The sequence below is a fragment of the Rhodococcus sp. AC861 genome (genome assembly GCF_979256035.1).
In genome coordinates, this window is sequence record NZ_CEEDMW010000002.1 from 164,212 (window position 1) to 178,812 (window position 14,601).

Consider the following 14,601-nt stretch of genomic DNA (forward strand, 5'->3'; position numbering starts at 1 on the left):
CTGCTACGAGTGATCGGGTGTGGGCCGACGCGAGTCGCCTCGCGCCGGCCTGTCACCGATTACTGCGCGAGATCGTCGACGGTCGCGGACTCGTTGCGGGAGAGGTTGATTCCCAGGTTGGCCGCGGCACGCTCGAGATCCTCGTCGTCGCCGTCCGCCATCGTGATGGCTGCGCCGTCCGAGGACAGCACCTCCACGTTGAGGCACAGCGACTGGAGCTCCTTGAGGAGCACCTTGAAGGACTCGGGGATACCGGGTTCCGGGATGTTCTCACCCTTGACGATGGCCTCGTAGACCTTCACGCGGCCGACCACGTCGTCGGACTTGATGGTGAGGAGCTCCTGCAGCGTGTAGGCAGCGCCGTAGGCCTGCATGGCCCAGCACTCCATCTCGCCGAAGCGCTGTCCACCGAACTGCGCCTTACCACCGAGGGGCTGCTGCGTGATCATCGAGTACGGGCCTGTCGAACGAGCGTGGATCTTGTCGTCGACGAGGTGGTGCAGCTTGATGATGTACATGTAGCCCACGGAGACCGGGTACGGGAACGGCTCTCCGGAACGGCCGTCGAACAACGTGGCCTTTCCGTCGGCGCCGACCATGCGCTCGCCGTCACGGTTCGGGATCGTGCTCGCCAGCAGGCCGGTGAGCTCGTCCTCCTTCGCACCGTCGAACACCGGGGTGGCGATGTTGGTGTCCGCCTCGGCGGCCAACATCTCCTCGGGCAGGGTCGCGGCCCAGTCGGGACGGACTCCGTCGGTAGCAACCTGAATGTTCCATCCGGTCTTACCGATCCAACCGAGGTGTGTCTCGAGGATCTGACCGATGTTCATACGACGCGGGACGCCGTGCGTGTTCAGGATGATGTCGATCGGGGTGCCGTCGGACAGGAACGGCATGTCCTCCTGCGGGAGGATCTTGCCGATGACGCCCTTGTTGCCGTGGCGGCCGGCGAGCTTGTCGCCGTCCTGGATCTTGCGCTTCTGGGCCACGTAGACGCGGACCAGCTCGTTCACGCCGGGAGGCAGATCGTCGTCGTCCTCGCGTGAGAACACGCGGATGCCGATGACCTTTCCGTTCTCGCCGTGCGGAACCTTCAGAGACGTGTCGCGGACCTCGCGGGCCTTCTCGCCGAAGATGGCGCGCAGCAGGCGCTCCTCCGGGGTCAGCTCGGTCTCGCCCTTGGGCGTGACCTTTCCGACCAGGACGTCGCCGTCACGAACCTCGGCACCGATACGGATGATGCCGCGCTCGTCGAGGTCTGCGAGGACCTCGTCCGAGACGTTCGGGATGTCACGAGTGATCTCCTCGGCACCGAGCTTGGTGTCGCGGGCATCGATCTCGTGCTCCTCGATGTGGATCGAGGTCAGGACGTCCTCTTCCACGAGGCGCTGCGACAGGATGATCGCGTCCTCGTAGTTGTGGCCCTCCCACGGCATGATCGCGACGAGCAAGTTCTTGCCCAGCGCCATCTCGCCGTTCTCGGTGCAGGGACCGTCGGCCAGGACCTGGCCGGCCTCGACGCGAGCACCCTCGTCCACGATCGGACGCTGGTTCGCGCAGGTGCCCTGGTTGGAGCGGGCGAACTTACGCATCCGGTACGTGTTGCGAGTGCCGTCGTCCGCCATCACGGTGACGTAGTCGGCGGACACCTCCTCGATGACACCGGACTTCTCGTTGACGATGACGTCGCCGGCATCGACAGCGGCACGCAGTTCCATGCCGGTTCCGACGAGCGGAGCTTCGCTGCGCACGAGAGGAACGGCCTGACGCTGCATGTTCGCGCCCATCAGGGCACGGTTGGCGTCGTCGTGCTCGAGGAACGGGATCATCGCGGTGGCCACGGAGACCATCTGACGAGGCGAGACGTCCATGTAGTCGACGTCGAGGGACGAGACGAACTCGACCTCTCCGCCCTTACGACGAACGAGGATCTTCTCGTCGACGAAGCGACCCGAGGTGTCGATGGACGAATTGGCCTGCGCCACGACGTGGCGGTCCTCCTCGTCCGCGGTCAGGTAGTCGACATCGTCGGTGACCTGTCCTTCGACGACCTTGCGGTACGGCGTCTCGATGAAGCCGAACGGGTTCACACGGGCGTACACCGAGAGCGAACCGATCAGGCCGATGTTCGGGCCTTCCGGAGTCTCGATGGGGCACATGCGGCCGTAGTGCGACGGGTGGACGTCGCGGACCTCGAGGCCGGCGCGCTCACGCGAGAGACCACCGGGGCCCAGCGCGGAGAGACGACGCTTGTGGGTCAGACCCGACAGCGGGTTGTTCTGGTCCATGAACTGCGACAGCTGCGAGGTTCCGAAGAACTCCTTGATGGCAGCGACCACGGGACGGATGTTGATCAGGGTCTGCGGCGTGATGGCCTCGACGTCCTGGGTGGTCATCCGCTCGCGGACCACACGCTCCATGCGGGACAGGCCCACGCGGATCTGGTTCTGGATCAGCTCGCCGACCGTGCGGAGACGACGGTTGCCGAAGTGGTCGATGTCGTCGACCTCCACGGGAACCTCGACGCCGTCGGGTGCCGTCATCGACTTCTCGCCCGCGTGCAGACGCACGAGGTACTCGATGGTGGCGACGATGTCCTCTTCGGTCAGCGTCGACGCCTCGATGGGCAGACCCGAGTTCAGGCCCAGCTTCTTGTTGATCTTGTAACGACCGACGCGTGCGAGGTCGTAGCGCTTCTCCTTGAAGAACAGGTTCTCCAGCAGGGTCTGCGCGCTCTCCTTCGTGGGCGGCTCGCCCGGACGGAGCTTGCGGTAGATGTCGAGCAGCGCCTCGTCGGTGCCGGCCGTGTTGTCCTTCTCCAGCGTGGCCATGAGGATCTCGGAGAAGCCGAAGCGCTCGGTGATCTGCTCGGTGGTCCAGCCGAGTGCCTTGAGGAGCACGGTGACGGGCTGACGACGCTTGCGGTCGATGCGGACACCGACGGTGTCGCGCTTGTCGACGTCGAACTCGAGCCATGCGCCGCGGCCGGGGATGACCTTGACGCTGTGCAGGTCCTTCTCGGTGGTCTTGTCGACAGCGTGGTCGAAGTAGACACCCGGGGAACGCACGAGCTGCGAGACGACGACGCGCTCGGTGCCGTTGATGATGAACGTGCCCTTGCCGGTCATCATGGGGAAATCGCCCATGAAGACCGTCTGGCTCTTGATCTCACCGGTGTTGTTGTTGATGAACTCCGCGGTGACGAACAGGGGCGCCGCGTAGGTCATGTCCTTGTCTTTGCACTCGTCGATCGAGGCCTTGACCTCGTCGAAGCGTGGGTCGGAGAAGGACAGCGACATCGAACCGGAGAAGTCCTCGATGGGAGAAAGTTCCGTCAGGATGTCCTCGAGACCACCGCTGCGCGCGTTGTCGCCACGTGCTTCCGCACGTGCGCGCCATTCGGGCGTACCGACGAGCCATTCGAACGAATCGGTTTGAAGATCGAGCAACCCCGGTACTTCGAGGGGTTCGCGAATCTTCGCGAACGACACCCTCTTCGGGGCTCCGGGAGTTCCGGCGTTTTCCTTGGACTGGGTGGAGACTGCCAAGATGCGTCCTTCCAGCACCTCACGCGGGCCGCATACCGTGATGCGCGACCGTCGCTAATCTGCTTTTGTGTGTGGGAACTTCGCTGGTCACGACCCGTACGAAGTCCTCGCTCAGCAGAGATCGACACACGTGTCGATTCAGGCAAAGTCTGGAAGTGGACAGGAGGCACCCAGCGCAACGTCCAAAAGTACCCCAACGCGGCGGATATGGCAACCGCGGCCGCGCGGAGAGCGCAGTCGACCCGGACGGACCACGGGCCGGGACTCACCGACGGACAGTCCGCCGACCGACGATCACTCCGACGCCCGGTGCCTCCATTTGCTCCGGCGTCGGATCCGATCGAACAGCGAGACCGTGGCCGCACTCGATGAATCCGGTAATCAGAGTGGACTCCCGAAGCCCTCGCGTCAAGAGCGCGAGCGGCGTTTCGTCTCCGATAGTTCCGTCGATGCCGACGATCAGCGGTTGTCGATCGTGGCCAGGAGCCACTTTCCGTCGACGCGTTCCATCGTCAGCGAGACCGGAGTCTGCACCGTTCCCTGATCGACCGTGTCCTGGGTCGCGGCGATGTCCATGCTGGCCAGGAGCTCGGCGCGGTCACCGTCGAGCAGCGTGACACCGATGTCGGTGACGACGGCGTTGGTCGTGGTCTGCGTCTGGATGACGCCCTGCTTGGTCTGTTCGGCCGTCGAGTCGTACTCACCGCGACGTTCGTCGTTCAGCACCGCGCGAGCCGCCGCCTGATCCTGATCGATGGTGTCGAACTTGTAGGAGAAGACGGTCTGCAACGCATCTCGTCCGGCCGAGGTGACCTCCTGGGTGGCCGCCGTGTCGACCCACGCCTGATTGCTCACCTCGGACGTTCCCGGGCGGATGATGCCCAGGAGCGCGACGACGGCGAACACGACGGCGAGAGCCGCGAGGAGCATCGTCTTCGGCGTCCACCACGCGGTGTCCCGACCGGTGGTCGGCTCCGCGGCATCGGTCGCCTCGGAGGATTCGACGGTGTCGGCGATATCCGTTCCGGACTCCGTCGTCGCGGCGGTCGGCGACTTCTCCAGGTCGACCGAGCCGGTGGTCGGCGTCGTGGAGGTCGCGTCGTCCGCCACGGCATCGTTCTCGACGCCGGGTGCCGACGCGGCCCTCCCTGCCACCTTGGGACGGCGGATGCTGCCGGCAGGGGGACGGGCGGCGCCTACGGGCGGTCTACGACGTGCGGGAGGCATCTTGTGGTTCTCCTAGCTGAGGTGCGTGACGAACGAGGCGGTGGGCACGGGCGACGCCGTGTCACTGACCGCCGTCGGTCGGAGCGGCAGGATCGACGGGTGCGGCCGGGTCCACCGGCGCAGCGGGATCCACCGGAGCGGCCGGATCCGTGGGCGCAGCGGGATCCGTCGCGGCATTGGGATCCGTCGCGGCGTTCGGGTCCGTGGGCAGCTCGAGAGGGATGCGCTGACCGATGGGCTGGATGCGCGTGGCCTTCCAGGTGCCGTCGACGTCCTGCAGCTCCAGACGCAACGTGCTCTGGTACCGCTCGTTGCCGTCGGGCTTGGCCGTGTCGGTCGTGATGACGATCAGCGACTGGGCGGTGCCCTCGTCCTCGCTGAAGCCGACCAGCGTGGCGTGCTGCACCGCAGCGGTGGTGACGACTCCGGACTCGGCGAACTGCTGCCGGAACTGCTCCCGCGTGTCGTTCAGACCGTTGGTCAGCTCGTCGCCCGTGATCGAGGACTCGATGTCCGCGAACGTCTTGTCGAGGTCGTTCGAGTCGACGGAGTTGAGGTTGATCGCAGCCTGGCGTGCACCGGCGAGCGCGTCGTCACGCAGAGATGCCGCGGAGGACTCCTGATGCGCGAAGAACCAGAAGACACCGAGCACGATGGCCGCGACCAGTGCGATCGCCGCAGCGGCGGCCGTGATGGCGAGAGCGATCGGCGAGGTGCGACGGGGCGCGGGCGACGGTGTGAGCTCCGTGTCGTCACCCTCGTTCGCGTCGTCGGTCACGTCCGGGTCGGGAGAGGTGGTTGGCGTCACAGCGGCCACAGTACCGGTAGGTAACTTCCCGCGGCCAACGCCTCCGTACACCTCGCGGGGCATCGCGGACACACCGGACAAGCCCGGCCCCGAGGCTGGTGCCTCGGGGCCGGGCTTGTCGGACGAGCGTCTGTATCAGGGGCGAACCGTGACACCCAGCAGCGCTGCGAGCTGTGTGGCGATCGGGTTCAGGTCGAGGGGGTCCGGTGCCACCTTCGGCTTGTCGTCCCACGGCTGCACGGTCTGCGGATCGGCGAAGCGGACGCTGTTGGCTCCGCGAACGTTGGTCAGCGATCCCTGGGGAACCGTGCAATTGGCGTCGAGGTTGATCGGGAAGTCCTGCTGCGACGGATCGAAGTCCGGATTCTTCGCGTACTCGGCATCCAGGATGGCCTGAGTCCCCTCGTAGCCCTGCGTGCAGGACGGCGGGTTGTTGACCTCGAGCGCGATACCGAAGTGGATCGTGCCGTCGCCCGGGCTCGCCGACTTGGCGCCCTGCGCCAACGCCGGCAGGAACTGCAGCAGTGGCCGCAGCGCGAACGTCCGGGGACTGAGCGAATCCGCGACCGCCGCCAGGTTCCCCAGGTTGCTCGTCAGGGCCGGTCCCGCCTGCTGCACCAGCGCTCCGACCTGATCGCTGGCCGGAATCCCGTTGTCGATGAGACGTCGGATGTCCGGATCGCTCGACCGCAGCTGAGCGGTCACCAGGTCGAGGTCGGAACTGAACTGCTGGATCGACGACGACTGCTCGGACTGCGTGTCGAGGACGACCCGGCTGTCCCGGATCAGGGTGAGCGTCTGCGGAAGATTGGTCAGGCCGTCCTCGGAGAACGTGTCGAGGGAGTCGACCAGACCCTGCAGCGCGTCACCGGTACCGGCGAAGCCTGTTCCCAGTTCGGTGACCACGGTGTGCAGATCGTCCACCGGGACCGAGTCGGCGAGAGTCTTGACGTTCTTCAGCAGACTCTCGACCGGTGTCGGGATGGACGTGTTCTGCTGGGCGATCACGTCACCGTCCTGCAGGAACGGACCCTGATCGGTGCGCGGCTGCAGGTCGACGTACTGCTCGCCGATGGCGGAGCGGTTCGCGACGACAGCGATGGTGTCGGCCGGCACGTCCGGTGCGGACTTCTCCAGCTTCAGTTCGACGTCCACGCCGTCGTCGGTCAGGTTCAGGGCGCCGACACGGCCGACAGGGATACCGCGGTACGTCACTTCGGCGTTGCTGAAGATGCCGCCCGAGTCGGTGAACTGACCGGTGACCGTGTACTGACCGAACCCGAACAGCTGGTCGACGCGGACGTACTTGGCGCCCACGTAGACCAAGCCCAGGACAGCGATCACGACGAAGAGGATCAGCTGCGTACTGACCAGCTTTGATCTCACTGTCCACCTTCATTCTGAGTACCCGGGGTGGCGATACCGAACTGCTGCAGGATCCCGTCCAGCGGATTCGCCGACGGCGCCGCTGCCGGCACGCCGGGCGGCGGTGTAGGAGAGGGAATGATCGGCGGCAACGGCAGCAGCGAGATGGTCGGGAACGACGGACGCGGACCGTTGCCGTTGTAGTACGGGTTCGACGGATCGACCCGTGGCTTCGGATCGCCGTTGCGCGGTGCGCTGTAGATCGGATTGCCCTGTCCGACACCCAACGCGGTCAACTGGTTGCCGATCTGCAGGTCGACGCTCAGGAAGAGGTTCACCGCGTTGCCCTGGGCGATCTTCTCCACACCGTCCGGGAACGGGAACGTGGGAACGAATGCCAGGTCGGTGACCAGCTCGTCGCCGTAGGTGGACAACTCCTGCAGCGTGGGACGGAGAGCGCGGAGATCCGCGATCAGGTCGTCCTTCGACCGCTCGATGACATCGGTGCCGACCGTGCCGAGACGATCGAGCTGTCCGAGGAGCTGCGTCAACTGCGGACGCTGCTCTTCGAGCACCTGGGTCGCGACCGGCAGATCGGTGAGGATGCGGTCGATCTTCTCCGTCTGCTGGTTCAGCGTGCCGGTGAGCACGTCGAGACCGTCGATGGCTCGCGTGATGTCGGTCTTCTGCTCCTCGAGACCACCGATCAACGTGTTCGCCTGCTCGAGCAGACTGCGCACGCGATCCTCGCGGCCGCTGAACGCAGTGTTCAGTTCCTTGACGATGGGAGCCAGCTGCGCCACGCCGCCACCGTTGAGGAGCATCGACAACGCGCCGAGGACCTGCTCGATGTCGGTCGCGTGACGGGTGCGCTCGACGGGAATGGTGTCCCCGCTCTGCAACCGTGCCGCGGCGGCCTCGTCGGTGGGAACGCTGAGCTGGATGAACTTCTCACCCAGCAGGTTGGTCTGCTGGACCGACGCCATCGCGTTGGCCGGCAGATCGACCGACGGGTCGACCTCCACCTGCACGTCGGCGATCCACGAGTCTCCCGGCACGCTCACGGAGGTGACCCGGCCGACCGAGACGCCGTCGACCTTGACGGTCGACTGCGGCACCAGGTCGAGAACGTCGTCGAACTGCAGCGTGAGTTCGAGCGGATCGGAACCCACGTCCGCGCCACCCGGCAGGGGGATGCCGTAGATGCCACTGGACCCGCAGGCGGTGAGCGTCAAGGCGACGACGCACGCTCCGGAGGCGGCCGTCAGACCGCGAGTGCGCACTCTCATCGTCACTCCCCTTCCTGAGGAATGGACAGGCCCGGAAGCTCCAGGTCGCTGATCCGCGGCGACTGGACACCGGGAACCGTGCCCGGCTCGACGTTGCGCTGGATGTTGTCGGCGGTGAGCAGACCGAACGGCAGAACCAGCGTCGGCGTCTTCACACCGGAGACGGCCTGATCGATGATCGCGCCGCAGTTGTCGACGATCGGCTGCATCTGACGTCCGAGAGCCTCGAACTGAGGATCACCCGGGCGCAGTTTCTGCAGATCGACGAGACTGCAGAAGAACGTCTTCGGGTCCTGCAGTTCGTTGAAGATCAACCGTGCATCCAGCGAGCCGGACTCGGCGTTGTACGAGTTCGCGACGTTGGCGACGGCCAACGGCAGCAGAGTCAGCGTGTCCGCCAGCCCCTCTCGGTTGTCGGCCAGCAACTGTGTCGTCGGGACGAGGTTGTCCAGATCGGTGGTCAGCTGGTCCCGGTTGTCCTGGACGAACGTCGCGACGTCACCGAGAGTGACGGAGAGCTGGTTCAGCGCGAGCCCCAGATTCTCCCGCTCGCCGGCGAGAAAGCCTGTCAGCGAGGACAACTGGTTGTTGAACGCGCGTACCTGCTGGTCGTTGGCGGACAGTGCACTGACGAACGTCTGCAGATTCTGGATGGTGCCGAACAGGTCGCCACGGTACGAGTCGAGTGTCTCGACGGCACCCGAGAGCTGCGTGAGCGAATCGTTGAGAGCCTCACCGTTGCCGTCGAGGTTCTCCGCTCCCGTCGCCACCAGATCCGACAGCGCGCCGTTCTTGTTCGCGCCGTTGGGGCCGAGTGCTTCGGACAGTTCGTCGACACTCTTGTAGAGCTCGTCGACCTCGACCGGGGTGGCCGTCCGCTCCCGCGGAATGACCGCACCCGACTCCATCTTCTCGCCACCGGTGTAGGCCGGGGCGAGCTGGACGTAGCGGTCGGCGACGACCGACGGGGCGAGCTGCACCGCGCGGGCATCCGACGGGATGTCGACGCCGCGATCGACGCGCATGTCGACCTGGACCTGGTCACCGAGACCCTCGACCTTGGTCACGGTGCCGACCTTGACGCCGAGAACACGGACCTCGGTGCCCTCGTACACGCCCACGGACTTGTCGAAGTACGAGGTGATGGTCGTGGTGCCCAGTCGGGTGAACGCCCACCACAGTGCAAAGACGACCAGAACGACGGCCGCGAGGACGGCGGCGATGATGCCGAGGTTGCGCTTGCTGAAGAAGCCGCCCTTCGACTCCTCGGCCTGTGCGGTGGATGCGGTCACTGGCCTGCTCCCGGGCTTCGGACGGGATCCACACCGAGGGTGCGGATCGGCTCACGGTAACCCGGAATATCGGGGAGACCGGGCGGGAATGTATTGACGATGACCTGGTCGAACCAGCGACCGTTGCCGACGATGTTCGTGTACAGCCGCACGAACGGCGAGTACAGCTTGATCGCCTCGGCGATGTTCTGGTTGTTGGTCTTCAACGTGTCGATGACCTGGCCGAGGGACTGCAGGGCGGGCCCGATGGTCGCCTCGTTGTCGCGGATCAGACCGGTCAGCTGAGTGGAGACGCGCTGCGTGCCGATGAGGAGCTGCGAGATCGACTGCTGCCGATTGTTGAGCTCCTGCAACAGGACCGAGGCATCGCCGATCAACCGGGTGAACTCCTGGTTGCGGTCGGCGAGCACCTGGGTGGTCTTGTTCGTCGCGGCGAACAACTTGCTCAGTTCGTCGTCACGCGAGGAGATCGTCTCCGACAGGCGGGTGACTCCGTCGAGAGACGCGCGGATGTTCTCCGGAGTCTCCGAGAACGCCTGCGACAGCGTCTCCATGCTCGTCGCGAGCTGAGCGGTGTCGATGTCGCCGGTCGTCCGCGCAGCGTCCGAGAACGCGTCGATCACGTCGTAGGGCGCTGTGGTCCGCTCGACCGGGATCGTGTTGCGAGGGTTCAGCCGCTCCTCGCCCTTGGGCTCGAGCGAGAGGAACTTCTGGCCCAGCAGGGTCTTGATCTGGATGGACGCCGAGGTGTTGTCGCCGACGAACGCGTCGTTGACCGTGAACTCGACCTTCACCTTGTCCCCGTCGAGGGACACGTCGGTGACCTTGCCGACCTTGACGCCGGCGATACGGACCTCGTTGCTGGCGCGCAGCCCGGCGGCTTCGGAGAAGTCGGCGGAGTACTTCGACCCGGCTCCGATGATCGGCAGCGAGTCGAGGAAGAACGCGGACAGCGTGGTCATCACGATCAGGAAGATCCCGAGTGCGCCCAGAACAGCGGGCGAGCGGTGCGTGGTCACTGAATTCCTCCTGCCGCGCAACGTTTGGCCGAGTTCGTGTAGAGAGGCTGATTGATGGTCGGCAGTCCTGTCGGCAGGTTGAGCTGAGGTGCGTAACCGGGGCCGGCGACGATGTCGATGCCGCACAGATAGAACTGGAACCACGATCCGAAGCTGGCCACTCGGATGAGCTTCGTCAGCTTCACCGGGAAGTTCTTCAGGATGGCGTCGAAGTCCTCCTGGCGGTTGTTGATCTTGGTCGACAATCCGTCGATGGACGTGATCGCCGACTGGATCGACGGACGCGTCGGCTCGAGCAGATCGGCGGTCGCATCGGTCAACCCGGCGAGCGAGGTGACCGCGGATCCGACCGTGTTCCGATCCGCCGACAGACCGGACACCAACTGCTGGGTGTTGACGATCAGCTGGTCGAGTTCCTTGTCGTGCTGGTTCACCGTGTCGAGGACACCGTTGAGGTTGTCGATGACGGCACCGATGACCTGGTCCTTGTCCGCGACCGTGTTGGTCAGACTGGCCGTGTCACGCACGAGGTCTCCGATGGTTCCGGACTCACCCTGGAACACCTGGATGATCTCGAACGACAGCTTGTTCACGTCGTCCGCGGTGAGCGTCTGGAACAGCGGCCGGAATCCGTTGAACAGTGTCGTCAGATTGACGGCCGGCTTGGTGCGATCGAGCGGGATGGTGGCTCCGTCGGTGATCTTCTCGCCCTGTCCGCCGGATCCCTGGTCGAGCGAGATGTAGCGCTGCCCGATCAGGTTGCGGTATCGGATCGTCGCGGTCGTCGTGGCGGGGAGCCACTCGCGCTCGCTCAGAGCGAAGTCGACGCGAGCGAGGTCGCGGTTCTCGATCGCGATCTTCTCGACCTGGCCGACCCGGACGCCGGCGATACGGACCTCGTCGCCCTCGTTGAGCGAGGACACGTCGGTGAAGATCGCCGAGAACTTCGTCTTGCCCGAACCCGCTCCGTTGGCGATGGTCAGCGCGAGCGCAGCCGTCGCCAGGATGGTCACCACCGCGAAGATGATCAATTTGATCAGCGGTGCCGCAAGGCCTCTCATCGCACACTCACTTCCGTGCCGCGGAGCGCCGGAGCGCCCACCAGGGTGGTCCACGCAGGAACCTGGTCCGGGGAGATGCCGGAGCCTCCGCCGTAGACCACGGCCAGCGTGTCCCGTTCGATATCGGATCCTGCGTACGACGCGGGGACGGGCGACTGCAGCGGGTTGGGCAGCGCGCCGGGGTCCACCGCAGGGCCGGGGTTACGCGACGGCACCTGGTAGGAGCCGTCGTTGACACCGCTGCCCGGGTACTGCGGGAAGAACTTGCCGGGCGTGGTCACCTGCTCGAAGCAGGACGCACCACGCGTGTCGAGCAGTCGCGGCTCGTCCTGGTTCGGGATGTAGCGCCCCTTCGGATTGACGAAGTTGATCGACGCGCGGACACCCGGGTACGGGGCGTCGACAGACAGGATCTTCTTCGCCTCGTCGGCGACCCGGACGAACTCCTTGAACGTGCAGCCGAAGGACGGGGAGAACTCCGCGAGCAGTTCGAGCGCCTCACGGGAATCCGCCGCGACGGACACGATGGACTCGGCGTTGGTCTGGACCAGGTCGGCGAGTGAGCCGGACGACGCGGTGGCGCTGGCGAGCAGCGTCGTCACGTCGTTCTGCTTCTCCACCACGGTGTTTCCGGTGACGCGCAGGTTGTCCAACGCATCGACCAGGTCGGGTGCAGCCGTCGAGTACGTCTCCGACAGGTCCGCGATTCCCACGAGGTCCTGCTGGATGTTCGGCAGCTCGTCGGTCAGCCCGGCGAAGATCGTCTCGAGACGGTCGATCGTCAGTCCGAGCTTCTCGCCGTTGCCCTCCAGCGCCTGGGACAACGCGCCGAGCGTGTTGGCCAGGTCCTGCGGCGGAATGGCGTCGAGAAGCGGCAGGAGGGAGTCGAGCAGCTGCCCGACCTCGACGGCGTTGCCGCTCTTGTCCTGCTGGATGACTGCGCCCTCGGCGATCGGTGTGGCGCCGGCAGCGTCCTCGGGGATCTGCAGAGCGACGTAGCGCTCGCCGAACAGTGTCTTCGGCAGCAGGCGCGCCGTGACGTTGGACGGGATCTTGCCGATCATGCCGGGCTCCAACGCGATCTTGGACGTGACCTGCCCGTTCTCGGTGGTGGCGGAGCGGACCTCGCCGACGATCATGCCGCGAGCCTTGACGTCCGCGTTGGCAGGCAACGCGTTGCCGACGGTGTCCGTCACCAGATCGACCATCACCACACTCTTGAAGGACTTGTTGAACGTCGTGATGCTCCACGCGACGAACAGGACGACGACGAGAAGGAATCCGATGCCGAGAAGGCGTCGACGCGTCGCCGATGGTTGCGTGGCGCTCATCCGGCGACCCTCACCGTTGTCGTGGTGCCCCAGATGGCGAGGCTCAGGAAGAAGTTCAGCACGGCGACCGTCACCAGTGCGGCGCGCACGGCGCGACCCACCGCGACACCCACGCCGGCCGGTCCGCCCGAGGCCGTGTAGCCGTAATAGCAATGGATCATGATCAACACGAAAGCGAAGACCAGCACTTTGGCGAACGAATAGAGCACGTCCTCCGGCGGCAGGAACAACGTGAAGTAATGGTCGTACGAGCCAGGTGACTGACCGTTGAAGACAGTGCTCACCAGACGTGAGGCGAGATAGGCGGACAACAGTCCGACGATGTACAGCGGAATGACGGCGATGAAGCCGGCAATCATGCGCGTCGTCACCAGGAACGGCACGGACGGAACGGCCATGACCTCGAGGGCGTCGATCTCCTCCGAGATGCGCATGGCTCCGAGCTGGGCGGTGAAGCCGCAGCCGACCGTCGCGGACAACGCGAGCGAGGCCACGATGGGCGCGATCTCACGGGTGTTGACGTAAGCCGAGAGGAAGCCGGTCAGGACCTGGCTGCCCAACTGCTCCAGGGCGGCGAAGCCCTGCAGTCCCACGACGACACCGGTGAAGCCGGACATCATCAGGATGACGCCGATCGTGCCGCCGATGACGGCGAGGGCGCCGGAACCGAAGGTGACCTCGGCCAGGAGACGGAGAGTCTCCTTCTTGTAGTGCACGGCCGTGCGCGGGATCCACCCGATCGCACGTCCGTAGAAGGACATCTGTTCGCCGGCACGGTCCAGGACGCCGAGCGGAGCCGACGCCGCACTGCGGAGTCGGAGCAGGGTGCGGTCTCCACGACCGCGAGCGATAGTCATCTCACCCTCCCTTCGCAGGGACGACCTGCAGGTAGACCAGCGTCATGATGAGGTTGGCGAAGAACAGGATGAGGAACGTGATGACGACGGTCTGGTTCACCGCTTCGCCCACGCCCTTCGGCCCGGGGTTGGGATGCAGTCCCTTGTAGGAGGCGATGACGCCGGCGATCAGACCGAACACGACCGCCTTGAGTTCACCGACCCACAGGTCGGGGAGCTGGGCCAGCGTCGAGAACGACGCCAGGTAGGCACCGGGGGTGCCGTCCTGCAGGATCACGTTGAAGAAGTAACCACCGGCGATGCCGATGACCGAGACGAGTCCGTTGAGCAACAACGCGACGAGGATCATCGCGAGCACGCGCGGAACCACCAGGCGCTGCACCGGGTCGATGCCCAGCACCCGCATCGCGTCGATCTCCTCGCGGATGGTGCGCGACCCGAGGTCGGCCGTCACCGCGGAGCCGGCCGCACCGGCGATCAGCAGCGCCACCACGATCGGACTGCCCTGCTGCACCACCGCCAACACGCTGGCCGCGCCGGTGAATGACTCGGCGCCGAGCTGCTTGATCAGCGAACCGGTCTGCAGCGACACCACCGCGCCGAAAGGAATGGCGACCAGCGCGGTCGGAAGAATGGTGACGCTGGCAATGAACCAGGCCTGCTCGATGAATTCGCGGAGTTGGAACGGCCGGCGGAAGGTATTGCGGGCGACATCGACCAGAAGCTCGACGATGTTTCCTGCTTGGGCCAGCGCTGCGGTGCCCGACTTGAGAATCGGGTTCTTCGTTTTAGCCATTGTCGTAC

At 65.5% G+C, this 14,601-nt stretch carries 11 protein-coding genes; all 11 read right to left on the minus strand.

What is annotated here, in order from left to right:
* Window positions 1-59: 59 nt before the first annotated feature.
* Window positions 60-3,566 carry a DNA-directed RNA polymerase subunit beta gene (gene rpoB, locus AC0IX4_RS06070; protein WP_042574035.1) on the minus strand — a complete coding sequence of 1,169 codons (3,507 nt, stop codon included), beginning with the start codon at window positions 3,564-3,566 and terminating at the stop codon, window positions 60-62.
* A gap of 441 nt (window positions 3,567-4,007) precedes the next feature.
* Window positions 4,008-4,703, minus strand: coding sequence for a hypothetical protein (locus AC0IX4_RS06075; protein ID WP_471828420.1), 696 nt, complete (start codon window positions 4,701-4,703; stop codon window positions 4,008-4,010).
* 133 nt (window positions 4,704-4,836) lie between these two features.
* Window positions 4,837-5,583, minus strand: a complete 747-nt coding sequence (locus AC0IX4_RS06080) for a hypothetical protein (RefSeq protein ID WP_471828421.1) — start codon at window positions 5,581-5,583, stop codon at window positions 4,837-4,839.
* Between the two features lie 135 nt (window positions 5,584-5,718).
* Complete coding sequence (locus AC0IX4_RS06085; protein ID WP_471828422.1) at window positions 5,719-6,969, minus strand: MCE family protein; 1,251 nt, start codon at window positions 6,967-6,969, stop codon at window positions 5,719-5,721.
* Window positions 6,966-8,237 (minus strand): MCE family protein, encoded by a 1,272-nt coding sequence (locus AC0IX4_RS06090; RefSeq protein ID WP_042574039.1) that lies wholly within the window; start codon window positions 8,235-8,237, stop codon window positions 6,966-6,968. The genes AC0IX4_RS06085 and AC0IX4_RS06090 overlap by 4 nt, the downstream gene beginning before the upstream one ends.
* Before the next feature lie 2 nt (window positions 8,238-8,239).
* Window positions 8,240-9,463 carry an MCE family protein gene (locus AC0IX4_RS06095; RefSeq protein WP_471828794.1) on the minus strand — a complete coding sequence of 408 codons (1,224 nt, stop codon included), beginning with the start codon at window positions 9,461-9,463 and terminating at the stop codon, window positions 8,240-8,242.
* Between the two features lie 62 nt (window positions 9,464-9,525).
* On the minus strand, window positions 9,526-10,548 hold the full coding sequence (locus tag AC0IX4_RS06100; RefSeq protein WP_042574041.1) for an MCE family protein: 1,023 nt from the start codon (window positions 10,546-10,548) through the stop codon (window positions 9,526-9,528).
* Window positions 10,545-11,609, minus strand: coding sequence for an MCE family protein (locus AC0IX4_RS06105; RefSeq protein WP_056073816.1), 1,065 nt, complete (start codon window positions 11,607-11,609; stop codon window positions 10,545-10,547). The genes AC0IX4_RS06100 and AC0IX4_RS06105 overlap by 4 nt, the downstream gene beginning before the upstream one ends.
* Complete coding sequence (locus AC0IX4_RS06110) at window positions 11,606-12,940, minus strand: MCE family protein (protein WP_471828423.1); 1,335 nt, start codon at window positions 12,938-12,940, stop codon at window positions 11,606-11,608. The genes AC0IX4_RS06105 and AC0IX4_RS06110 overlap by 4 nt, the downstream gene beginning before the upstream one ends.
* A complete protein-coding gene (locus AC0IX4_RS06115) occupies window positions 12,937-13,797 on the minus strand; it encodes an MlaE family ABC transporter permease (protein WP_042574044.1) in 861 nt (286 codons plus the stop codon). The genes AC0IX4_RS06110 and AC0IX4_RS06115 overlap by 4 nt, the downstream gene beginning before the upstream one ends.
* Window position 13,798: 1 nt before the next feature.
* Window positions 13,799-14,593: an MlaE family ABC transporter permease gene (locus AC0IX4_RS06120; RefSeq protein ID WP_042574045.1), complete on the minus strand. Its 795-nt coding sequence runs from the start codon at window positions 14,591-14,593 to the stop codon at window positions 13,799-13,801.
* Window positions 14,594-14,601: the final 8 nt, after the last annotated feature.